Annotated in this window: 25 protein-coding genes, 1 rRNA gene and 4 other annotated features; of the genes, 25 read left to right on the top strand and 1 reads right to left on the bottom strand. The window is 43.7% G+C overall.

Translation table 11 applies throughout. The features are described from left to right. Positions 1-122 precede the first annotated feature (122 nt). Positions 123-468: a sequence feature (23S ribosomal RNA rRNA prediction is too short), on the top strand. Positions 469-477: 9 nt separating this feature from the next. Beyond that, positions 478-1348 (top strand) — a sequence feature (23S ribosomal RNA rRNA prediction is too short). A 207-nt stretch (positions 1349-1555) separates the two neighbouring features. Further along, positions 1556-1671 (top strand): 5S ribosomal RNA (gene rrf / locus BN1765_RS01905). A gap of 109 nt (positions 1672-1780) precedes the next feature. Here rrf and BN1765_RS01910 read toward each other — a convergent pair. Then, complete coding sequence (locus BN1765_RS01910) at positions 1781-1978, bottom strand: sigma factor G inhibitor Gin (protein ID WP_315969822.1); 198 nt, start codon at positions 1976-1978, stop codon at positions 1781-1783. A 177-nt stretch (positions 1979-2155) separates the two neighbouring features. Here BN1765_RS01910 and BN1765_RS01915 point away from each other — a divergent pair, with 177 nt between their 5' ends. From BN1765_RS01915 to rplL, 24 genes are all read left to right on the top strand, one after another. Continuing rightward, entirely contained in the window at positions 2156-3277 is a 1122-nt protein-coding gene (locus BN1765_RS01915) for an aminotransferase class I/II-fold pyridoxal phosphate-dependent enzyme (protein WP_050613601.1), read from the top strand. A 224-nt stretch (positions 3278-3501) separates the two neighbouring features. Then, positions 3502-3963 (top strand): CtsR family transcriptional regulator, encoded by a 462-nt coding sequence (locus BN1765_RS01920; protein WP_050613602.1) that lies wholly within the window; start codon positions 3502-3504, stop codon positions 3961-3963. A 22-nt stretch (positions 3964-3985) separates the two neighbouring features. After that, the gene (locus BN1765_RS01925) at positions 3986-4543 is read left to right on the top strand and encodes a protein-arginine kinase activator protein McsA (protein ID WP_050613603.1); all 558 of its coding nucleotides are present in this window, start codon (positions 3986-3988) and stop codon (positions 4541-4543) included. Then, positions 4540-5607, top strand: coding sequence for a protein-arginine kinase McsB (locus BN1765_RS01930; RefSeq protein ID WP_050613604.1), 1068 nt, complete (start codon positions 4540-4542; stop codon positions 5605-5607). Before BN1765_RS01925 ends, BN1765_RS01930 begins: the two co-directional genes overlap by 4 nt. Before the next feature lie 13 nt (positions 5608-5620). Then, the gene (clpC, locus tag BN1765_RS01935) at positions 5621-8068 is read left to right on the top strand and encodes an ATP-dependent protease ATP-binding subunit ClpC (protein WP_050613605.1); all 2448 of its coding nucleotides are present in this window, start codon (positions 5621-5623) and stop codon (positions 8066-8068) included. Between the two features lie 223 nt (positions 8069-8291). Beyond that, positions 8292-9677: a DNA repair protein RadA gene (gene radA, locus BN1765_RS01940; protein ID WP_050613606.1), complete on the top strand. Its 1386-nt coding sequence runs from the start codon at positions 8292-8294 to the stop codon at positions 9675-9677. A 2-nt stretch (positions 9678-9679) separates the two neighbouring features. Then, positions 9680-10753 (top strand): DNA integrity scanning diadenylate cyclase DisA, encoded by a 1074-nt coding sequence (gene disA / locus BN1765_RS01945; protein ID WP_050613607.1) that lies wholly within the window; start codon positions 9680-9682, stop codon positions 10751-10753. 108 nt (positions 10754-10861) lie between these two features. Continuing rightward, positions 10862-11959: a PIN/TRAM domain-containing protein gene (locus BN1765_RS01950; protein WP_050613608.1), complete on the top strand. Its 1098-nt coding sequence runs from the start codon at positions 10862-10864 to the stop codon at positions 11957-11959. 106 nt (positions 11960-12065) lie between these two features. Beyond that, positions 12066-12785: a 2-C-methyl-D-erythritol 4-phosphate cytidylyltransferase gene (ispD, locus tag BN1765_RS01955; protein ID WP_261797547.1), complete on the top strand. Its 720-nt coding sequence runs from the start codon at positions 12066-12068 to the stop codon at positions 12783-12785. Then, positions 12785-13261: a 2-C-methyl-D-erythritol 2,4-cyclodiphosphate synthase gene (ispF, locus tag BN1765_RS01960; protein ID WP_050613609.1), complete on the top strand. Its 477-nt coding sequence runs from the start codon at positions 12785-12787 to the stop codon at positions 13259-13261. Before ispD ends, ispF begins: the two co-directional genes overlap by 1 nt. Before the next feature lie 108 nt (positions 13262-13369). After that, positions 13370-14827 carry a glutamate--tRNA ligase gene (gene gltX, locus BN1765_RS01965; RefSeq protein WP_050613610.1) on the top strand — a complete coding sequence of 486 codons (1458 nt, stop codon included), beginning with the start codon at positions 13370-13372 and terminating at the stop codon, positions 14825-14827. Between the two features lie 40 nt (positions 14828-14867). Next, positions 14868-15101: a binding site (T-box leader), on the top strand. A 141-nt stretch (positions 15102-15242) separates the two neighbouring features. Then, on the top strand, positions 15243-15911 hold the full coding sequence (gene cysE, locus BN1765_RS01970) for a serine O-acetyltransferase (protein ID WP_050613611.1): 669 nt from the start codon (positions 15243-15245) through the stop codon (positions 15909-15911). Next, positions 15892-17292, top strand: coding sequence for a cysteine--tRNA ligase (gene cysS, locus BN1765_RS01975; RefSeq protein WP_050613612.1), 1401 nt, complete (start codon positions 15892-15894; stop codon positions 17290-17292). Before cysE ends, cysS begins: the two co-directional genes overlap by 20 nt. A 2-nt stretch (positions 17293-17294) precedes the next feature. After that, positions 17295-17708 (top strand): Mini-ribonuclease 3, encoded by a 414-nt coding sequence (locus tag BN1765_RS01980; protein ID WP_050613613.1) that lies wholly within the window; start codon positions 17295-17297, stop codon positions 17706-17708. 9 nt (positions 17709-17717) lie between these two features. Beyond that, positions 17718-18461, top strand: a complete 744-nt coding sequence (gene rlmB / locus BN1765_RS01985; RefSeq protein WP_050613614.1) for a 23S rRNA (guanosine(2251)-2'-O)-methyltransferase RlmB — start codon at positions 17718-17720, stop codon at positions 18459-18461. 3 nt (positions 18462-18464) lie between these two features. Next, positions 18465-18977, top strand: coding sequence for an NYN domain-containing protein (locus BN1765_RS01990; RefSeq protein ID WP_050613615.1), 513 nt, complete (start codon positions 18465-18467; stop codon positions 18975-18977). 68 nt (positions 18978-19045) lie between these two features. Then, positions 19046-19696: an RNA polymerase sporulation sigma factor SigH gene (gene sigH / locus BN1765_RS01995; RefSeq protein ID WP_050613616.1), complete on the top strand. Its 651-nt coding sequence runs from the start codon at positions 19046-19048 to the stop codon at positions 19694-19696. 129 nt (positions 19697-19825) lie between these two features. Further along, positions 19826-19975 (top strand): 50S ribosomal protein L33, encoded by a 150-nt coding sequence (gene rpmG, locus BN1765_RS02000; protein ID WP_050613617.1) that lies wholly within the window; start codon positions 19826-19828, stop codon positions 19973-19975. A gap of 40 nt (positions 19976-20015) precedes the next feature. Then, positions 20016-20198, top strand: a complete 183-nt coding sequence (gene secE, locus BN1765_RS02005) for a preprotein translocase subunit SecE (protein ID WP_050613618.1) — start codon at positions 20016-20018, stop codon at positions 20196-20198. Positions 20199-20455: 257 nt separating this feature from the next. Next, positions 20456-20989, top strand: coding sequence for a transcription termination/antitermination protein NusG (nusG, locus tag BN1765_RS02010; protein ID WP_050613619.1), 534 nt, complete (start codon positions 20456-20458; stop codon positions 20987-20989). A gap of 177 nt (positions 20990-21166) precedes the next feature. After that, positions 21167-21592, top strand: a complete 426-nt coding sequence (gene rplK, locus BN1765_RS02015; RefSeq protein WP_050613620.1) for a 50S ribosomal protein L11 — start codon at positions 21167-21169, stop codon at positions 21590-21592. Positions 21593-21707: 115 nt separating this feature from the next. After that, positions 21708-22412 (top strand): 50S ribosomal protein L1, encoded by a 705-nt coding sequence (gene rplA, locus BN1765_RS02020; protein WP_050613621.1) that lies wholly within the window; start codon positions 21708-21710, stop codon positions 22410-22412. 55 nt (positions 22413-22467) lie between these two features. Further along, positions 22468-22614, top strand: a sequence feature (ribosomal protein L10 leader region). 41 nt (positions 22615-22655) lie between these two features. After that, positions 22656-23156, top strand: a complete 501-nt coding sequence (gene rplJ / locus BN1765_RS02025; protein WP_050613622.1) for a 50S ribosomal protein L10 — start codon at positions 22656-22658, stop codon at positions 23154-23156. Positions 23157-23222: 66 nt separating this feature from the next. Further along, positions 23223-23588 (top strand): 50S ribosomal protein L7/L12, encoded by a 366-nt coding sequence (gene rplL / locus BN1765_RS02030; RefSeq protein ID WP_050613623.1) that lies wholly within the window; start codon positions 23223-23225, stop codon positions 23586-23588. Positions 23589-23627: the final 39 nt, after the last annotated feature.

The following is a 23627-nucleotide window of genomic DNA, read 5'->3' on the forward strand; positions in this document are numbered from 1 at the left end:
AGCGAGGGAAATTTAGTACCGAAGTTCTTGATTCTACACTGCCAAGAAAAGCTTCTAGCGAGATAAAAGGTGCCCGTACCGCAAACCGACACAGGTAGGCGAGGAGAGAATCCTAAGGTGTGCGAGAGAACTCTCGTTAAGGAACTCGGCAAAATGACCCCGTAACTTCGGGAGAAGGGGTGCTCTGGTAGGGTGCAAGCCCGAGAGAGCCGCAGTGAATAGGCCCAGGCGACTGTTTAGCAAAAACACAGGTCTCTGCGAAGCCGCAAGGCGAAGTATAGGGGCTGACGCCTGCCCGGTGCTGGAAGGTTAAGAGGAGAGGTTAGCGCAAGCGAAGCTTTGAATCGAAGCCCCAGTAAACGGCGGCCGTAACTATAACGGTCCTAAGGTAGCGAAATTCCTTGTCGGGTAAGTTCCGACCCGCACGAAAGGCGTAACGATCTGGGCACTGTCTCAACGAGAGACTCGGTGAAATTATAGTACCTGTGAAGATGCAGGTTACCCGCGACAGGACGGAAAGACCCCGTGGAGCTTTACTGCAGCCTGATATTGAATTTTGGTACAGCTTGTACAGGATAGGTAGGAGCCTTTGAAGCCGGAGCGCCAGCTTCGGTGGAGGCGTCGGTGGGATACTACCCTGGTTGTATTGAAATTCTAACCCGCACCCCTCAATCGGGGTGGGAGACAGTGTCAGGCGGGCAGTTTGACTGGGGCGGTCGCCTCCTAAAATGTAACGGAGGCGCCCAAAGGTTCCCTCAGAATGGTTGGAAATCATTCGTAGAGTGCAAAGGCATAAGGGAGCTTGACTGCGAGACCTACAAGTCGAGCAGGGACGAAAGTCGGGCTTAGTGATCCGGTGGTTCCGCATGGAAGGGCCATCGCTCAACGGATAAAAGCTACCCCGGGGATAACAGGCTTATCTCCCCCAAGAGTCCACATCGACGGGGAGGTTTGGCACCTCGATGTCGGCTCATCGCATCCTGGGGCTGTAGTCGGTCCCAAGGGTTGGGCTGTTCGCCCATTAAAGCGGTACGCGAGCTGGGTTCAGAACGTCGTGAGACAGTTCGGTCCCTATCCGTCGCGGGCGTAGGAAATTTGAGAGGAGCTGTCCTTAGTACGAGAGGACCGGGATGGACGCACCTCTGGTGTACCAGTTGTCTTGCCAAAGGCATCGCTGGGTAGCTATGTGCGGACGGGATAAGTGCTGAAAGCATCTAAGCATGAAGCCCCCCTCAAGATGAGATTTCCCATAGCGTCAAGCTAGTAAGACCCCTGAGAGATGATCAGGTTGATAGGTTCGAGATGGAAGTGTGGCGACACATGGAGTTGACGAATACTAATCGGTCGAGGACTTAACCTAAATATAAAGCGAAGGCGACTGTCCAGCTTTGACGGCGTTGGAGGGTTGACACTACAAATCCCAATTTTGGATTTGAAGTGGCGAACCGAAACGACCGAAAAGCTAGGAGCCGTAGCTGGATTACGTGTTTGAATAAAAATCTTACTCCTTCCGTTATCTAGTTTTGAAGGAATAAACCTTTTAAAAAAATACATGTCTGGTAATGATGGCGAAGAGGCCACACCCGTTCCCATTCCGAACACGGAAGTTAAGCTCTTCAGCGCCGATGGTAGTTGGGGGTTTCCCCCTGCGAGAGTAGGACGTTGCCAGGCAAACGAAAGATCAGCCGAGTGCTGGTCTTTTTTTTTGCAGTAAAAAAGGGGGATTGGGCAAAATAAAAAATGCCTTGTGCTTTTGAAGGCATTTTGTGAAGAAGGAGGACTATAAAAAACTTTGAGGAAGTGTGATCATCTTTAATTTATCCAAGTAGTAATGATAAATGGGATCTGAGGTTTCTGTCTGAAGAATACCCGTTTCACATTCTTGGCAAATGAATGAAGTATAAAGGAAAATCCCTTGTTTTTTCTCTTCTTCGCATATGATGCAGGACTGAAACATGCTCTCACTGTTTTTCATCATGACACCTCCATAAATCCATTCTGTCCACTTTGACAAAACACATACATATTTCTGAATAATAAGTTTCAACAGGTTTTCTAAGTATATGTAAGAAGAAAGATTTTCGTGTATGTCTACAAAGAACTTATATTTGCTAAACTGTGGATACAGACGAAATGAAAAGGATGATCAAGGTAAATGAAGCAAGAACATACACCCTTATATGACGCTCTAAAAAGGTTCGCGGACGAGAAACCCGTCTCTTTCCACGTGCCAGGCCATAAGAACGGACAGGTTTTTTTAGATAAAGGAAATGATTATTTCGGACAGATATTAAAGCTAGACGGCACTGAGTTGGAAGGCCTTGATGATTTACATGAACCGGAAGGCGTGATTAAAGAAGCCGAGGAGCTGTTGTCTGCTCTCTACGATTCACAGCAAAGCTTCTTTTTGGTGAATGGCTCGACTGTGGGAAACTTGGCGATGGTACTTGGAACCTGTAAAGCGGGAGATACAGTACTTGTTCAAAGGAATTGCCATAAGTCCATTATGAACGCGCTTGAATTGGCGAGAGTGAAGCCTGTATTCCTATCGCCCCGCTACAATGACGAGTGGGGGACGGCTGAAGAGGTAGAGTTCACAACCGTACAATCTGCCTTAGACACCTATGTGGATGCAAAGGCATTGATTCTAACTTATCCGACGTATTATGGGATCGGGGAGGACTTGACTGAAACGATTCACCTTGCGCATGAACATGGTGTCCAAGTGTTGGTTGATGAGGCACATGGTGCACATTTTATTGCAGGTGAGCCGTTTATGAAAAGCAGTTTAGCGATGGGAGCAGATTATGTGGTGCAGTCAGCGCATAAAACATTGCCGGCCATGACAATGGGGTCTTATCTGCATATTGGCCAAAATTGCCGCTTCCCCCACAATATAAAGGAATATCTTCAGATTCTGCAAAGCAGCAGCCCATCTTATCCAATCATGGCATCACTGGACCTTGCACGTTCGTTTCTCGGGACGCTCACTAAAGAGGACTTGGATTATACAAAATCATGTATAGAGGCATTCAAAAAAGAACTTAGCGCATTGGAAGGAATAAAATTGCTCCAACCGGCACGAGGCAGCGCTGATTTGTTAAAGGCAGTCCTTCAAAGTGATGGGACCTATAGTGGTTTCACATTGCAAGAAGAGCTTAGAAAAGAACATATTTATACGGAATTGGCGGATATCCGCAATGTGTTGCTTGTATTGCCGATTTTAAAAGCAGGACNATATGTAAGAATAAGACGGTGGTTTGAATTGACGTTATAAGGGTATTGTTTTATTATTTCGCCATCCTGTTCATCTAGGTACTGGACAAAATCAAAAAATAAAGTCATCTTGAATGTTTTATATGATCCATATTTTGGCGAATATAGAAATAGATAAGAGCACCTGAGTTGCAAAACGGTTTTTTTTCTCATATAATTATAGTCAAATATAGTCAAAGTCAATAAAAAGCTTTCTTTACTTTAAGTCAGATTGGAGGAGGGAAGATGAAAAACATATCTGATATAATTGAGAATTACTTAAAGCATGTACTTGATCAGAGCGATAAAGAAATTGCCCTAATTAAGCGTAGTGAGATTGCGGATAAATTCCAATGCGTTCCTTCTCAAATCAATTATGTTATTAATACTCGGTTTACCACAGAAAAAGGATATGTTGTAGAAAGCAAGCGTGGAGGCGGCGGTTATATCCGGATCACTAAGGTCCATTTATATGACCATGCCCACGTAATAGACCAGCTCATTGAGCTAATTGAAGAAAAATTGCCGCAGCAAATGGCGGAAAATATGATCTATAGACTCGTTGATGAGGAAATAATCACCAAAAGGGAAGCCAAAATCATGCTTAGCGCGATTGACCGTTCGGTGATTATGATTGATCTTCCACACAGGGATGAATTGCGGGCAAGAGTCATGAAGGCCATGCTCACGAGTTTGAAATATCAATAAATTAAGTCAGAGGTGACTCGGAATGCTTTGTCAGGAATGCAAACAAAATCCGGCGACCCATCATTTCAGAAAAATCGTCAATGGGGAAAAAGTAGAAGTTTATTTATGCGATAAATGTTCTCAGGAAAAAGGCGAGATGTTTATGTTGAATGGCAATCCCTACTTTTCCTTGAATAGCCTTTTAGCCGGCTTATTAAATATAGAACCCAACTATAAAAAAGCACAGCAGAATACATTCGCAAACAGCCTGGAAGATGTACGTTGTGACCATTGCCATATGAGCTATAAAGAATTTGCCCGGATTGGCAGATTTGGCTGTGCCCATTGCTACACCTCTTTTGAGAAGCAGTTGGAGCCTATTTTAAAAAGATTGCATGGAGGAAATTCCACTCATGTCGGAAAGATTCCTGAACGGATCGGCGGAGGTATTTCTTTGCGGAAGCGAATCAATGATTTAAAGGCCGAACTGCAGGAAAGTATCCAACGGGAAGAATTTGAACGAGCAGCTGAGCTGCGGGATGAAATCCGTGCCCTTGAAAAAGAGAATAGCAATTCGCCAAAGGGGGAGAACCATTCATGAGTTTAAAACATTTCATTGATCGTGCTTTAAGTTCCTGGATGGATGAAACCGGACCTGAAACAGATATTGTTTTAAGCAGCCGGATCCGTTTGGCCAGAAACTTAAATGATCATCTGTTCCCAACGATTCTTAAGCAGGAAGAGGCAAATGAGATTATAGAAGAAGTGGAACAGCATTTGTCCCGCTTAAGAGATGAAGAAGGATACGAGTTCATTAAGATGTCTGAGTTGCAGCCTCTTGAAAAAAGAGTTTTGGTTGAGAAGCATGCCATTTCGCCTCTTTTGGCTGAAGACTCTCCTTTTGGAGCCTGTTTGTTGTCACAAGATGAGAAATTGAGCATTATGATTAATGAAGAAGACCATATCCGGATTCAATGCATGCTTTCCGGATTGCAATTGGCGGAAGCTTTGAATATGGCCAATAAGCTGGACGATTATATTGAACAGCAACTGGATTATGCCTTTGATGAAAAGAAAGGGTATTTAACAAGTTGTCCGACCAATACAGGTACTGGACTGAGAGCATCTGTTATGATGCATCTGCCTGGATTGGTCCTCACTCAGCAAATGAAAAATATAGTACCTGCCATCAACCAGCTGGGTCTTGTGGTGCGCGGGATATATGGCGAAGGCAGTGAAGCGCTGGGCGATATTTTTCAAATTTCCAACCAAATCACGCTTGGAAAATCGGAAGTTGATATTGTAGAAGATTTAAAAAGTGTAGTGGAACAAATAATCACCCAAGAAAGATTGGCAAGGGAAGCATTAGTCAAGGCGTCAAACATACAATTAGAAGATAGAGTGTTCAGATCCTTGGGTGTGCTGGAAAACGCCCGGATTATTGAATTGAAGGAAGCTGCGAGATGCCTGTCAGATGTTAGACTGGGCATAGATTTGGGGTATATCAAAAATATATCGACCACAATCCTGAATGAATTAATGATATTGACACAGCCTGGATTCCTCCAACAGTATGCGGGAGGAGAAATGAGAGCGGAGGAAAGAGACCAGCGCCGCGCTTCATTTATCAGAGACCGGCTGAATATGGAAAAAGACAAAGCGTAAGGAGGCTATATATATGATGTTCGGAAGATTTACTGAAAGAGCCCAAAAGGTACTGGCATTGGCGCAGGAAGAAGCAATCCGTTTAGGCCATAACAATATTGGTACAGAACATATTTTATTAGGACTTGTACGTGAAGGAGACGGCATTGCTGCCAAAGCCTTATACGCTTTAGGATTGGGTGCGGATAAAATCCAAAAAGAAGTAGAAAACCTCATCGGCAAGGGCCAAGAAACGGCCCAAACGATTCATTATACACCACGGGCCAAGAAAGTAATCGAGCTTTCAATGGACGAAGCCCGCAAATTAGGCCATTCATACGTGGGCACAGAACATATCCTCCTCGGCTTAATCCGTGAAGGGGAAGGAGTAGCGGCAAGAGTCCTCAATAATTTGGGCGTAAGTTTGAATAAAGCTCGCCAGCAAGTATTGCAGCTATTAGGAAGCAATGAATCTGCCGGCCACCAAGGCAATACAACATCTGCCGCAAGCACGCCTACTTTGGATAGCTTGGCACGTGATTTGACTGTTACTGCCCGCGAAGGAAGCCTTGACCCTGTTATCGGCAGAAGCAAAGAGATACAGCGCGTCATCGAAGTGCTGAGCAGACGGACAAAAAACAACCCTGTCTTGATCGGGGAGCCTGGTGTGGGTAAAACAGCCATTGCCGAGGGATTGGCACAGCAGATTGTCAATAATGAAGTACCGGAGATTCTACGGGATAAACGTGTCATGACCCTTGATATGGGAACCGTCGTAGCCGGCACAAAATATCGTGGCGAATTTGAAGACCGTTTAAAGAAAGTCATGGATGAAATCCGGGCTGCCGGCAATATCATCTTATTCATCGACGAACTACACACGCTGATTGGAGCAGGCGGAGCAGAAGGAGCAATCGACGCTTCCAATATCCTGAAACCTTCCTTGGCGCGCGGAGAGCTTCAATGCATAGGTGCTACTACATTGGATGAATATCGCAAATACATCGAAAAAGATGCAGCGTTGGAACGCCGCTTCCAGCCAATCCAAGTAGATGAGCCGACAGTAGAGGAATCTATCCAAATCCTTAAAGGGCTGCGTGACCGTTATGAAGCCCACCACCGTGTGTCCATTACGGATGAAGCGATTGAAGCAGCCGTAAAAATGTCTGACCGTTATATCTCTGACCGCTTTTTGCCGGATAAAGCGATCGATTTGATTGATGAAGCAGGCTCAAAAGTACGCTTGCGTTCATATACTACACCGCCTAACTTAAAAGAGCTTGAAGTGAAGCTGGAAGAAGTGCGCAAAGAAAAAGACGCTGCCGTGCAGAGCCAAGAGTTTGAAAAGGCCGCTTCTCTTCGCGATTCTGAACAGCGCTTGCGCGAAAAATTAGAAGATACGAAGAAAACGTGGAAAGAGCAGCAAGGCAAAGAAAACAGTGAAGTGACAGTGGATGATATCGCAACAGTTGTATCCAATTGGACGGGGGTTCCTGTGACGAAGCTGGCCCAGACTGAATCTGATAAGCTTCTGAATATGGAAAACATCCTTCATGAACGTGTGATTGGCCAAGATGAAGCCGTAAAAGCTGTGGCCAAGGCTGTCCGGCGTGCGAGAGCGGGTCTAAAAGATCCTAAGCGCCCGGTTGGTTCGTTCATTTTCCTCGGTCCTACTGGTGTCGGAAAAACAGAGCTTGCCAGAGCGTTGGCAGAATCTATTTTCGGCGATGAAGATGCGATGATCCGGGTAGATATGTCCGAATATATGGAGAAACACTCGACATCCCGTTTGGTTGGTTCCCCTCCAGGATACGTAGGGTATGATGAAGGCGGGCAATTAACGGAAAAAGTCCGGAGAAAGCCTTATTCAGTCGTCCTGCTTGATGAAATTGAAAAAGCGCACCCGGATGTCTTTAATATCTTATTGCAAGTACTTGAAGATGGCCGTTTAACAGATTCAAAAGGCCGTACAGTGGATTTCCGCAACACAATTTTGATCATGACTTCTAACGTGGGCGCTTCCGCATTAAAGAACAATAAATATGTAGGGTTTAATGTCCAGGAAGATACAGAAGCGGATTACAAAGATATGAAGTCTAAAGTGATGGAAGAATTGAAAAAGGCGTTCCGTCCTGAATTCCTGAACAGAATAGACGAAATGATCGTATTCCATTCCTTGGAGAAGAAACATCTTCAAGAAATTGTTCACCTTATGGCAAAACAGCTTCTTACACGTTTGGAAGAGCAAGAAATCTATTGTGAATTAACTGAAGCAGCCATTGCCAAAATTGCAGAGGAAGGATATGACCCTGAATACGGAGCCCGTCCGTTGCGTCGTTCTCTCCAAAAGCATGTAGAAGATAAATTATCAGAAGAACTGCTTAAAGGCAGTATCCAAAAAGGTAATCATATAGTCATTGATTTTGCTGATGGCGATTTCCAAGTAAAGCCTGCCGAAGTTGTTGCTTCCTTGAGTAAATAAGCTTGAATGCTGGCACAGAGCTATACTGACTCTGTGCCTTTTTGGCTTAAATAAGCCAGCTAAACCCTTGAGATAGGGCAGTTAATTTAATCTTATTTTAAGAAAACTTTCTTATACTAGACTAGAAAGTAAATAATGGCAGTTATTTTGCCTGTTACCATATTAATGTTATAACTGTACTAGATAGAATATACACTTATACGGAGAAAAAGGAGGAACGTCATTGGCAAAAAAGAAAACAAAATTCATTTGCCAATCATGCGGATACGAATCGGCTAAATGGATGGGAAAATGTCCAGGGTGCGGGGAATGGAACAAAATGATTGAAGAAGTTGAATTTGTTAAGCCTGCCAGAAAAGGAGCCTTCACCCACAGCGATGGTACAGGTTCAGGTGTCCGGGCCAAGGCCGCTCCCATCACGTCTATACAGACTTCCCATGAATCACGGATGAAAACCAATTTAAATGAGCTCAATCGGGCACTCGGAGGCGGCATTGTCAATGGTTCGCTTGTGCTGATAGGCGGCGATCCGGGAATCGGCAAGTCGACATTGTTGCTGCAGGTTTCCGCACAGTTGGCCCAAAAGCAGCAAAAAGTTTTATATGTGTCCGGGGAAGAGTCCGTCAAGCAGACTAAGCTGCGAGCAGATCGGTTAGGGACGGTATCTGAAGATTTATTTGTTTTTTCTGAGACGGATATGGAGTTTATCGAGCAGGCCATAGAGGAAGTACAGCCTAATCTAGTGGTCATCGACAGTATACAGACTGTGTTCCATCCAGAGGTCACATCCGCACCGGGAAGCGTATCGCAGGTTAGGGAATGTACTGCCATGCTTATGAGGATCGCTAAAACGAAGGGTATAGCCATTTTTATAGTAGGTCACGTTACAAAAGAAGGCAATATCGCCGGGCCAAGGCTTCTTGAGCATATGGTGGATACCGTGCTTTATTTTGAAGGCGAAAGGCATCATACGTACCGAATAGTCAGAGCGGTCAAAAATCGGTTCGGCAGCACGAATGAAATGGGTATCTTTGAAATGAAAGAACATGGCCTTGAAGAAGTGGAAAATCCATCTGAAATTTTCCTTGAGGAACGTTCTCAGGGAGCGGCAGGCAGTACGGTTGTCGCCTCGATGGAAGGTACACGGCCGGTCTTGGTAGAAATCCAAGCATTGATTGCCCCTACCAGTTTCGGTAACCCGCGGCGGATGGCTACCGGCATCGACTATAATCGCGTGCCTTTACTGATGGCAGTGCTTGAAAAACGTGTTGGGCTGCTGCTTCAGAACCAGGATGCTTACCTAAAAGTGGCTGGCGGCGTTAAGTTGGATGAGCCCGCTATCGATCTGGCAATTGCTGTGTCCATAGCTTCAAGTTTTCGGGACCAGCCTACAAGGCAAACGGATTGCATTATCGGCGAGGTCGGCTTAACAGGTGAAGTACGCAGGGTGTCAAGAATTGAACAGCGCGTCCAGGAAGCGGCAAAACTGGGATTTACACGAATCATCTTGCCAGAGAACAATATTGGTGGATGGAAAGTGCCAAATGGCGTAGAGATTATTGGCGTATCTACCGTAGCGGATGCGCTCCGTGAAGCCTTAGGAGGGTAATTATGAGTGAAAAAAGGGCTGATAAAACAAAATCGGAAATATTACAACTAGTGTCTCCCGGGACTCCTTTGCGCGCAGGGATAGATAATGTTCTAAGAGCCAACACAGGCGGACTAATCGTCGTAGGCTTCAATGATAAAATGAAAACAATCGTAGAAGGCGGCTTTAAGATCGGTTGCCCTTATTCGCCAAGTTCCTTGTATGAATTGGCCAAGATGGATGGGGCCATCATCCTGAATGAGGCAGCCGACAAAATTCTACTTGCCAATGCCCAATTGTTGCCTGACACTTCTTTTTCATCAAGCGAGACAGGAATGCGCCACCGAACAGCCGAGCGTGTGGCAAAAGAAACAAAGGCATTGGTCATTGCCATTTCACAGCGGCGAAATATCATCACTGTTTATCAAGGGAACTTCCGCTATTCGCTGAAAGATATGGGTGTGATTCTGACCAAAGCTAATCAGGCGGTCCAGACGCTGGAAAAATATAAAATCGTTTTGCATCAAAGCATCAGCGGGCTTGGACTAATGGAGTTCGAGGACGCGGTTACCTATGCGGATGTCACTCGGGTGCTTCATCGCTATATCATGTTCATCCGGATCAAAAATGAATTGCTCTCTTACTTGACTGAATTGGGAGTGGAAGGAAGGCTCATCCGGTTGCAGATGAATGAAGTCATTTCATCGCTGGAAGAGGAAGGCGAGTTGATTATCGAGGACTATATGTGCTCAGATGACCTTGATGTCAAGGAGATTGTTGCCCGCCTGCATGAGCTTTCGCAGCAACCATTGATTGAAGATAATACAATCTTGAAGGCACTGGGATACAACGGCTATGTCCAATTGGACGAAATTATTGTGCCGAGAGGTTATCGCTTGCTCCATAAAATACCAAGGCTTCCGGCTTTGATCATCGACAACTTGGTGCAATCCTTCGATAACTTTAAAGAAATTATGAACGCTTCGGTAGAAGAATTAGATGACGTGGAAGGAATCGGTGAAGTAAGGGCGAAAAAGATAAGAGAAGGATTACGGACGCTTAGAAATCAACTCCATGATGCAGAACGAATGATGTAATGCTATTATTTCAATCGTTGCTATTCTGTGACAATTTATAAAACTGCCTATCAATCAGTTTTTAAACACATTAATACGTATATAATGAAAATAAAGGGAGGTGAAGGGATGTTAAAGCGTATTATACAAGCATGTTTCATTATTTTTGGTGGAACACTGGGGATGTTTCTTATTCCTAAATTATTAATCTTAATAAATGCTGATGATATTAACTATATTAACAATCCTTATGTAACAGCTATTTTAGGTGCAATCATATTTTATATTTTTACTTTTTGGACAATCGATTATGTGGTTAATTTTGTAAAATGGATTGAAGAAGGATTGGTGAAAGCTCCTATAACCGATTTGATTTTCGGGAGCTTAGGACTGATCGTCGGTCTCTTTGTGGCTTTTTTAATCAGCTTTGCGATATCTGCCATTGAAGTGCCGATTGTTAACACAATCGCACCTATTTTGATTACTTTGCTGTTCGGCTATTTAGGATTCCAGGTAGGTTTTAAGAAGCGGGATGAACTGCTTGGGCTGATACGGAATTCCAAAAAGAAAAACCCTGTTGATGAAGAAATGGCTGAAGAGGAACAACAGCAAGATCATTCAACCTATAAAATATTGGATACTAGTGTCATTATCGATGGAAGGATTGCGGATATCTGCCAGACTGGGTTCATTGAAGGAACGCTTGTCATACCTCAATTCGTGCTCGAAGAACTGCAGCATATCGCTGATTCTTCAGATGCGCTCAAGCGGAACAGAGGCCGCAGGGGCCTAGATGTCCTGAATCGGATCCAAAAAGAATTAGCGGTGAAGGTCCAATTCTATGAAGGCGATTTCGAAGATATACAAGAAGTGGACAGCAAGCTGATTAAGTTATCAAAAGTCATGCATGGTGTTCTGGTAACGAATGACTTCAACTTAAATAAAGTGTGCGAATTCCAAAATGTCCCCGTTCTGAACATCAACGACTTGGCTAATGCGATCAAGCCGGTTGTCATACCTGGGGAGGAAATGAATGTCCTTGTCATCAAAGACGGTAAAGAGCAAAACCAAGGTGTCGCTTATCTAGACGATGGCACCATGATTGTTGTTGAAGACGGCAGGGATTATATCGGCAAGCAAATCGATGTCATCGTAACGAGTGTGCTGCAGACCTCTGCGGGGCGCATGATTTTTGCCAAACCAAAATTGCTTGAGAAAGCATTATAAAAATACATGTCCTGGCATGTATCCAAGAAAAAGGCGGACTCTAAGACACTATGTAGTCCGTCCTTTCTCTGTTTATGGTCTGGGCATACAGAAAGATGGGTATCAGTTGAACAGTTCGTATGATGTGATTGTCCTTGCAGCTGGGCAGGGGAAAAGAATGAAAGCGGGTAAAAATAAGGTATTCCTGGAGCTTTCAGGCGTTCCTTTGATTATCCATACGCTTCAGGTATTTGCGGAAGATAAGCGATGCGAACGCATCATCCTTCCGATCAACCCCGCAGAGCGTCCTTTGTTTAATAAATTAATCGCTTCCTTCAGCCTAGAGGAAAAAATACAGATGGCAGAAGGGGGAAAAGAACGGCAAAATAGTGTGTATAACGGGCTGCAGCTAGTGAAGGCGGACCGTGAACGCCTGGTCCTCGTACATGATGGAGCCCGCCCCTTTGTTTCCAAAAAGACGATTGATGCCTTGCTTGAAACAGCAGCTAGATCGGGAAGCGCTATTCCCGGGGTCCGCGTCAAAGACACCATTAAAAAAGTAGCGGAAGGGCGCGTTGAACAAACAGTCGAACGGGCAAATCTATGGGCCGTACATACGCCCCAGGCTTTTCGCTTCGATATCTTAAAGAAAGCGCATGATGAAGCGGAAGCGGCTGCTTATTTGGGGACAGATGACGCCAGTCTGGTGGAACGCCTGGGGGAAGCTGTCTATATGGTTGAAGATGAATATACGAATATAAAAATAACCACGCCTGAAGATCTGGATGTGGCAGAAGCCATATTGAAAAGAAGGAATGATGGCAATCTAAAAGGAGAGTTAATATAATGTATCGAATTGGACAAGGTTTTGACGTACACCAATTAGTAGAGGGCAGACCGCTGATCATGGGGGGGATCTCCATTCCATTTGAAAAGGGATTGCTTGGCCATTCCGATGCTGATGTTTTGCTCCATACAGTAGCTGATGCTTGCCTTGGCGCGATTGGCGAAGGGGACATCGGCAAGCATTTTCCGGATACAGACCCGGCGTTTAAAGACGCTGATTCAGCCAAACTGATGACGCATGTTTGGGAAATTGTCAAAAGCAAAGGGTATGAGTTGGGGAATATTGATTGCACAATCATTGCCCAAAGACCGAAAATGCTGCCGTATATCCCGCAAATCAGAGCCCGGATTGCCGAGCTATTGGAGGCTGACCAAGAAGTTGTCAATGTAAAGGCCACTACTACGGAAAAACTTGGTTTTACAGGGAGAGAAGAAGGGATAGCCGCTCAAGTAGCTGTATTGCTCAAGAAAAAATAGGAAGCAAGGTGCTGCTCTCTTTTTTCCGCCCCGATGAAGTGGTAGAATGAAAAGATATGCATGATAAAATCTTTAAATAGTATTCATTTTGCTTAGGAGGCATTTATAATGAGCAATCAAGTAAGGGTCCGCTATGCACCAAGCCCAACGGGACATCTGCATATTGGAAATGCTCGTACGGCATTATTCAATTATTTATTCGCACGCCATAAAGGCGGTACATTCATTATCCGTATTGAGGATACTGACCAAAAACGAAACATAGCCGATGGTGAAGAAAGCCAATTGAAATATTTGAAATGGCTAGGGATGGATTGGGATGAAAGTGTGGATTGTCCGGGAGAATATGGCCCATACCGCCAATCAGAGCGCAATGAGATTTACAGCAAGTACTACAATGAGCTTTTGGAAAAAGGGCTTGCCTATAAATGTTATTGTACGGAAGAAGAACTGGAAGCAGAACGTGAAGAGCAAATGGCACGCGGTGAAACACCGAAGTATTCAGGCAAATGTCGCCATCTGACAGCGGAACAACGCGAAAAGCTTGAAAGCGAAGGCCGCAAGCCAAGCATCCGTTTTGCTGTTCCTGCCGGCAAGACCTATACGTTCGACGACATGGTTAAAGGAGAAGTTTCCTTTGAATCCGATGGCATTGGCGACCATGTGATCGTGAAGAAAGATGGAATCCCTACTTATAACTTCGCAGTAACGATTGATGATTATTTGATGAAAATCTCGCATGTACTACGCGGGGATGACCATATTTCTAATACGCCAAAACAATTGATGATTTATGAAGCATTAGGATGGGAACCACCTATATTTGGCCACATGACGCTGATCGTCAATGAAAGCCGCAAGAAATTGAGCAAACGCGATGAGTCCATCATCCAATTCATTGAACAATACGCTGACCTTGGCTATCTTCCTGAGGCGATCTTCAATTTCATCGCTTTATTAGGATGGGCTCCGGGTGGAGAAGAAGAACTGTTCACTAAAGAACAATTCATTGAGTTGTTCGATGAAAAACGCCTGTCTAAATCTCCGGCTTTATTCGATACTCAGAAGCTTACATGGATGAATAACCAATATATGAAGAAGATCGATATTGATCGCTTGACTGAATTGTCTCTTCCACATTTGGTGAAAGCGGGTCTGGTATCCGAACCGGTATCTCCGGAACGCATGGAATGGGTTCATAATCTGTTGTCTCTTTATCAGGAAAAAATGAGCTTCGGTGCAGAAATTGTTCCGCTATCTGAAGTTATTTTTAAAGATGACGTACAATATGATGAAGAAAGCAAAGAAATACTTGCTGAAGAACAAGTTCCAGAAGTACTTGCCGCCTTCCGCGAAGAGCTGGATGCTTTGGAACATTTCGAAGCAGACGGCATTAAAGCAGCTATGAAGGCTGTCCAAAAGAAAACAGGCCATAAAGGGAAGAAACTTTTCATGCCAATTCGTGTGGCTGTAACCGGCCAGATGCACGGTCCGGATCTTCCGCAGGCTATTGCTCTAATCGGCAGAGAAAAAATAAATAGTCGTTTAGCGAGTATTTTAGATTAACAAAAAGTCTAAAATGTAATATAGTAATAATTAATTATGATATGCAGCGTTGATGGAGAGAAGTACGGAAATGATGCTTTTTAGAGAGAACCACCACAGGCTGAAAGTGGTTTAAGCTTTCTCGTTTCCCGAAATGCACTCTGGAGTCTCATGCCGAAGTCAGTAGGCATGAGCGGTATCATACCGTTATAATGATGAGTTGGGAAATGATGCCTGCTAAGCAAGGCGGATGTTTCCAAACAGAGTGGAACCGCGCGGTTAAAGCGTCTCTGTCATGTGACAGAGACGCTTTTTTGCATTCAACTTTAAGTATCTCAATATAGGTTTTTGCCTGATTAGAGATTGTTTGGTTCAAAGTGGTGCAGTCTGTTCAGTTCTTTGCCGAAGCTCGTGCATAGGAGATGGGGGGATTCAGATGTTTAAAGTGTTAAAAGAAGATATCGATGTGATTTTCGACCAAGATCCTGCTGCTAGAAGCTATATCGAAGTCATTCTCACATATGCCGGATTGCATGCGGTTTGGTCTCATCGCTTGGCGCATTTTTTCTATACAAAAAAAATGTTTTTTATTGCGCGTTCCATTTCGCAAATCAGCCGTTTCTTTACAGGGATTGAAATTCATCCGGGTGCAAAGATCGGCCGCAAATTTTTTATCGATCATGGCATGGGGGTAGTAATCGGGGAAACCTGTGAAATTGGCGACAACGTGACGGTCTATCAAGGAGTGACACTGGGGGGAACGGGGAAAGAAAAAGGCAAACGCCATCCGACGATCGAAAATAATGTATTGATTGCCACTGGCGCCAAAGTGCTCGGTTCCATCGTGGTCGGCGAAAATTCAAAAATCGGCGCCGGTTCGGTCGTTTTGAAGGAAGTGCCGCCTAACTCGACAGTTGTCGGTATACCGGGCAAAGTCGTTATCCGCGATGGTATTAAGCTAAAAAAAGACTTAAACCACAGTGATTTGCCTGATCCAACAGGCGATCGTTTTAAAAAGCTTGAAAAAGAACTGGAGCTTGTAAAAGCAGAATTAGAGAGTTTGAAGGAAGAAAGGAGTCAACGAAATGACTATCAAAATTTATAATACATTGACTCGCCAAAAGGAAGAGTTTCAACCTTTAGAAGAAGGGAAAGTAAAAATGTATGTGTGCGGGCCGACCGTCTATAACTTCATTCATATCGGCAACGCCCGTCCGCCGATTGTATTTGATACAGTCCGCAATTACTTGAAATTCCGTGGCTATGACGTCAAGTATGTATCCAATTTTACAGATGTGGACGATAAGTTGATCCGTGTGGCTAAAGAGCTTGGAACGGATGTTCCGACTGTCGCTCAACGCTTCATCCATGCCTTCTTTGAAGATGTCCATGCGCTTGGCTGCCATTCGGCTGATGAGCATCCTCGTGTAACAGAAAACATGGATATCATCATCGAATTTATCGAAACATTGATTGATAAAGGGTATGCATATGAATCAAATGGAGATGTGTATTACCACACCCGGAAATTCGATGGCTACGGAAAACTCTCCCATCAATCCATCGACGAGCTTCGCGCTGGCGCCCGCATTGAAGTGGGGGAGAAGAAGCAAGACCCACTTGATTTTGTGCTTTGGAAGAGTGCGAAAGAAGGAGAAATCTTCTGGGAAAGCCCATGGGGCAAAGGACGCCCGGGCTGGCATATTGAATGCTCAGCCATGGCGAAGAAGTATCTGGGCGACAGCATCGATATCCATGCCGGCGGCCAGGATTTATCATTCCCACACCATGAGAATGAGATTGCCCAGTCGGAAGCTTACACCGGCAAGCCATTCGCGAAGTATTGGATGCATAATGGCTATATCAACATTGATAATGAAAAAATGTCTAAATCACTGGGGAATTTTGTGCTTGTCCATGACATTATCAAGCACCATGACCCTCAAGTGCTGCGCTTCTTCATGTTATCTGTCCATTACAGACATCCAATCAACTACAGTGAGGAACTGTTGGAAAATGCGGCTACGGCACTTGATCGTTTGAAAACGTCCTATCAAAATCTTCAACACCGCCTTGAAACGGCTACGGACTTGACGGAGAACAATGCGGAATGGATGGAGAAAATCAAGAAAATCCATGCTCAGTTCATTGAGGATATGGATGATGACTTTAACACAGCCAACGCCATTTCACTGCTTTTCGAGCTATCAAAACAAGCGAACTATTATTTGATGGAACAGCATACGCATGAGGATGTCTTGAATGCATTCATCAATGAGTTCCGCGTGTTGTTCAATGTGCTGGGCCTTTCCCTTGAGGAAGAAGAGGAAATGCTAGATGAAGAAATTGAAAAGTTGATTGAAGAGCGGATTCAGGCAAGGAAAGAACGCAATTTTGCCCGTTCTGATGAAATCCGCGATGAATTAAAAGCCAAAAACATCATCCTTGAAGATACACCTCAAGGCACTCGCTGGAAAAGAGGATGAACATGGAATATAAAGAAATCAAGCCGATGGAACTGAACAGTTTGGCTTTGGCTTACATGGGAGATGCTGTATATGAAACATATATACGGCATCATCTCCTTTTAAAAGGGGGAGTAAAGCCTAATCAGTTGCACAGAGAATCTACGCGTTTTGTTTCCGCGAAGGCCCAGAGCAAAGTCATTCACTTTTTCCTAGAAGAGGAGTCGCTGTCTGAAGAAGAGCAGGGAGTTGTCCGGAGGGGAAGGAATGCCAAGTCAGGCTCCGTGCCAAAGAATACAGATGTGCAAACGTATAACTATTCAACGGCGTTCGAAGCATTGATTGGTTATTTGTTTCTGAGCGGCAGAGTAGAACGGATGGAAAATCTCATTAAGAGAAGCATTGAATTTATAGAAGAGATGAATGAGAAGAGGTGAGAACGCTTCATGAGTGAAGAGTTCATTATTGGAAGAAATCCTGTTATTGAGGCATTAAAATCAGAACGGGATATAAATAAAATTTGGATTGCCGAAGGATCACAGAAAGGATCAATGAGCCAGGTCATCAATCTTGCCAAAGAAAAGAAAGTGATGACGCAGATTGTGCCCAAGAAAAAAATCGATGGCATGGTGGATGGCATCCATCAGGGAGTAGTAGCGGCGGTTGCGGCTTATCGATATGCTGAGCTGGACGACTTATTCGCAGTTGCTGAAAAACGTAACGAAGCGCCATTCTTTTTGATTTTGGACGAGCTTGAGGATCCGCATAATCTGGGGTCGATCATGAGAACAGCTGATGCTACTGGCGCACACGGCATCATCATCCCGAAACGCAGGTCGGTCGGGCTGACAGCCACAGTAGCAAAAGCGTCTACCGGGGCTATTGAATATATCCCGGTTGCCCGCGTGACTAACTTAGGGCAGACTATTGAGAAACTGAAGGAACGCGGTTTATGGATCGTAGGGACAGATGCCAAAGGAAGCGACGATTACCGGAGTCTTGATGGCAATATGTCAATCGGCATTATTATCGGCAGTGAAGGCAAGGGGATGGGCCGACTGCTTAAGGATAAGTGCGATTTTCTCGTCCATATGCCGATGGTGGGAAAAGTCACTTCATTAAACGCATCTGTGGCTGCAAGCCTTCTGATGTATGAAGTGTATCGGAAGCGGCACCCATTAGGTCGATGAGACATGAAAAATATCCTATTAGTAGATGGTTATAACATTATCGGAGCTTGGCCGGAATTGAAGCGTCTCAAAGAACGGGATTTATCGGCTGCACGAGATCGACTAATAGAAATTATGGCGGAATACAAAGCATTTACTGGCTTTCAGGTCATTGTGGTTTTTGATGCCTATTATGTTCAAGGGCTGGAACGGAAATTTAAGAACCACCAAATTGACATTATTTATACCCGGGAAAATGAAACGGCAGATGAGCGGATAGAGCGCATGGCTATTGAATTGAATAATATCAAGACGCAAATACATGTTGCTACGTCGGATTTTACGGAGCAATGGGCCATATTCGGCCAGGGTGCGCTCCGGAAATCTGCCCGGGAACTATTGAATGAATGCAGGCACATGGAGAAAGAGGTAGACAAAAAAGTGAAGGTCCAGACGGAGAAAAAGCCAACTTCACGCATCCCTTTAAGTGATGAAGTGTATGAAAAATTCGAAAAATGGCGAAGAGGGCAATTTTGACATATTGACTACAAAAATTTTCCTGCTGTATAATAATGTTATCTTTTGTTTCGGTCAGGGGGTAGAAAATGGCTGCAGATTATGGACACAGGGTGAGCGAGAAGTACTTGCTGCTTGAAGATGACGCGATAGTAGAACTGGTTCATAAGGGAGAAAGCGAAGCGCTGGATTTTCTCATCCATAAATACAGAAACTTTGTGCGCGCCAAAGCCCGAACCTATTTTTTGATCGGTGCTGACAAGGAAGACATTGTCCAAGAAGGGATGATTGGCCTGTATAAGGCTATCAGGGATTTTAGAGAGGACAAGCTCACTTCGTTTAAAGCATTTGCCGAGTTGTGCATTACGAGACAAATCATTACTGCTATAAAGACAGCTACAAGACAGAAACATATTCCGTTAAATTCATATGTATCTTTGGATAAACCGATCTATGATGAAGAGTCAGACCGTACATTGCTGGACGTGATCATCGGAGCTAAAGTGATGAATCCAGAAGAATTGATTATCAACCAGGAAGAATTTGATGATATTGAACTGAAGATGGCCGAATTGCTCAGCGATCTGGAACGGAAAGTGTTGGCTCTTTATCTGGACGGGCAATCCTATCAAGAGATTTCTGAAGAATTGAACCGCCATGTGAAATCCATCGATAATGCTCTGCAGAGAGTTAAGCGAAAGCTTGAACGCTACTTGGAAATAAGAGAGATTACACTGTAGCGATCCCACTTCCTTTACCTCCGTTACGCCTTCCGTTCCGTTTACAGGACCACATTGTCCCGTTGACATTACTAAATTTGCATGATAAGGTTTTATGGACATATTTACAATGATAAGCAGGTGACTGACATGACGAGCAAAGTGGTTCTAGCCTGTAAAGATTGCGGTTCCAGAAATTATTCGACCGTAACCAATACGGCATCCAAAAAAGAACGCCTGGAAATCAAGAAATTTTGCAAAATATGCAATACCCATACTCTTCATAAAGAAACAAAATAAACGATAGATCAGATGCTTATATAAGGTGGAGGTTAGGCACATGCAACGCATAGCTGATTTTTTTCGTGGTGTAGTCCGCGAAATGAAGAAAGTAAGCTGGCCAAAGAAAAAAGAGCTTACTAGTTACACAATCATAGTACTGACTACTGTTATACTCATGAGCTTATTCTTTACGGTGATTGACCTTGGAATATCAGAGTTAATCCGATGGGTGAATAAATAATTCTATTAACATTCGCACTTTCTGGTGAATAAGTTAGTCGTAAAAATGACATAATAGTGATAGAATAGGAATTATAAAAAAGCCCGGTCAGCGGCTTTTTTAATTTGGAAAAAAATAACGGAACTGTCCGAGGCGGCAAACTCCTGTTTACGGGAGGTTTTCTCAACCCGCTTGTTAAGCTTTGACGGGTGCCTTCAGGGCAGTATGAATAAGTAGATGATTGAAAACAGGGAGGGAAGGACACAACGTCCTAACAAATGGAAAAGAACTGGTATGTGGTACACACTTACTCCGGATATGAAAACAAAGTAAAAGCCAACTTGGAAAAACGTGTTGAATCAATGGGGATGCAAGACAAAATTTTCCGTGTAGTTGTTCCTGAAGAAGAAGAAACAGAGATTAAGAACGGCAAGAAAAAAGTAGTCAAAAAGAAAGTGTATCCTGGCTATGTGCTTGTAGAAATCATCATGACGGATGATTCATGGTATGTTGTCCGTAATACACCGGGCGTAACGGGCTTTGTTGGTTCATCTGGCGGCGGCTCTAAGCCGACTCCGCTTCTTCCTGAGGAAGTAGTGAATCTGCTGAAACAGATGGGCATGGAAGAAAAACGCTTCGATGTGGAATTCGAATTGGGTGAAACCGTGACGATTAAAGAAGGGCCATTCGCTTCCCATTCAGGTACAATCGAAGAACTTGATCCAGATAAAGCGAAGGTGAAAGTCCTTGTTAATATGTTCGGAAGAGATACAAAGGTTGAGTTGGATTTCACACAGGTAGAAAAATTATAATCCAAAAAAACTTGAAATGCGGCCTAATAAATGATAAAATTTCCTAGGTCAGTATGTCTCAATGTTTAGAGACCTGAACAGTTGTTTAGTTCTTTATTCACTATATAAAGAATTCATATGAGTGGGAGGGGAACGAGCCCCTATTACCACATCACGGACTTTAAGGAGGTGTGTCTCGTGGCTAAAAAAGTTATCAAGATTGTAAAACTTCAGATCCCTGCAGCTAAAGCTAATCCAGCTCCACCAGTTGGACCGGCACTAGGTCAAGCAGGTGTTAATATCATGGGTTTCTGTAAAGAGTTCAACGCTCGTACTGCAGAACAAGCTGGTCTTATCATTCCTGTTGAAATTACGGTGTTCGAAGACCGTTCATTTACATTCATTACGAAAACTCCACCTGCTGCTGTATTGCTTAAGAAAGCGGCTGGTATCGAGTCTGGTTCTGGTGAACCAAATCGTACGAAGGTTGCAACAGTTAAACGCGACAAAGTGCGTGAGATTGCTGAATCAAAAATGCCTGATCTAAACGCTGCAAACGTTGAGTCTGCAATGCGTATGGTTGAAGGTACTGCACGTAGCATGGGTATTGTCATTGAAGACTAATCCTAGCAAATAAAGTTAGACGTTTCTACGGGGTTGCGGATTTCATAAGTTATTCGCAACCTTTTTCGTGGGAGGCTTATACCGTTAAAACCACATTATTAGGAGGATTTATAAAATGGCTAAGAAAAGCAAAAAATATGCAGAAGCTATCAAGCTTGTGGATCGTTCAAAAGCTTACTCTGTAACAGAGGCGATTGAACTAGTTAAAAAAACGAATTTCACTAAATTCGATGCAACAGTTGAAGTTGCTTTCCGTTTAGGAGTAGACCCTAAGAAAGCTGACCAACAAATCCGTGGAGCAGTTGTTCTTCCAAACGGAACTGGTAAAACTCAACGCGTGTTGGTATTCGCTAAAGGCGAAAAAGCAAAAGAAGCAGAAGCTGCTGGAGCTGACTTCGTAGGCGATACTGACTACATCAACAAAATCCAACAAGGTTGGTTCGACTTTGATGTAATCGTAGCTACACCTGACATGATGGGTGAAGTTGGTAAGCTTGGTCGCGTATTGGGACCTAAAGGTTTAATGCCAAACCCTAAAACAGGTACAGTTACATTCGATGTAACAAAAGCTGTTAATGAAATCAAAGCTGGTAAAGTAGAATACCGTGTTGATAAAACTGGTAACGTACATGTGCCGATCGGTAAAGTATCTTTCGAAGACAGCAAGCTAGTTGAAAACTTCACTGCTATCTTTGAAACAATGATGAAAGTGAAGCCATCTGCTGCTAAAGGAACTTACATCCAAAACCTAACTGTAACTTCTACAATGGGACCTGGTGTAAAAGTTGATACAGCTACTTTCACAGCTACTAAAAACTAATTTTAAAAAGAGTTGACTTTCCTGTATGGAATGTTATATAATTCTTTTTGTTGAAAAATGAATACCATTTGTACCATAGACAGCAGGGGCTCCAAAAGCTTAATATTCCTGCCGAGGTAATTTCGATATATATAGTCGATGACTATGACTTGGAATTTACTGCCCTCACGTCTGCAAGATTTGAGGGTTTTCTTTTTGACCGGTATAAATGTGTTTCGAGCAAATATACAGGAGGTGTAAAACATGAGTAGTGCTATTGAAGCAAAAAAACAAATCGTGCAAGAAATTGCCGATAAAATGAAATCTAGCAAATCAACAATCGTTGTTGACTACCGTGGACTTAACGTTGCTGAGGTTACTGAACTTCGTAAGCAACTTCGTGAAGCGGGTGTAGAATTCAAAGTTTACAAAAACTCACTTTCTCGTCTGGCAGCGGACTCACTTGAGCTTAGCGCATTGAACGAAGCTTTAACTGGTCCGAACGCAATTGCATTCTCTAACGAAGATGTAGTCGCTCCTGCTAAAATCCTTAATGATTTCGCTAAGAAACACGAAGCGTTGGAAATTAAGGCTGGTGTTATTGAAGGTAACGTATCTACTGTGGAAGAAGTTAAAGCTCTTGCTGAACTTCCATCACGCGAAGGTCTTCTTTCTATGTTGCTTAGCGTACTTCAAGCTCCAATCCGTAACCTTGCCCTTGCAACTAAAGCAGTTGCAGATCAAAAGGAAGAACAAGGCGCTTAATTGCTGCGTTTTAGTAGCTTAACTGATTATAATACGAATTAAACCAATTCAAGGAGGAACAATATAATGACTAAAGAACAAATCATTGAAGCAGTTAAAAATATGACTGTTTTAGAACTAAATGACCTTGTAAAAGCAATCGAAGAAGAGTTTGGTGTAACTGCTGCTGCTCCTGTAGCAATGGTAGGCGGAGCTGCTGGCGGAGACGCTGCTGCTGAAAAAACTGAATTTGACGTAGTTCTAGCTTCTGCTGGAGATCAAAAAATCAAAGTTATCAAGGTAGTTCGTGAAATCACTGGCCTTGGTCTTAAAGAAGCAAAAGAAATCGTTGATAACGCTCCTAAAGCACTTAAAGAAGGTGCTTCTAAAGAAGAAGCTGAAGAAATCAAAGCTAAACTTGAAGAAGTTGGAGCTAGCGTTGAAGTTAAGTAATGCCGTTTGAAAAAAAGCTCGCTGAAAACAGCGGGCTTT

The sequence above is a fragment of the Bacillus testis genome, from assembly GCF_001243895.1.
GTDB classification, from domain to species: domain Bacteria; phylum Bacillota; class Bacilli; order Bacillales; family DSM-1321; genus Bacillus_AD; species Bacillus_AD testis.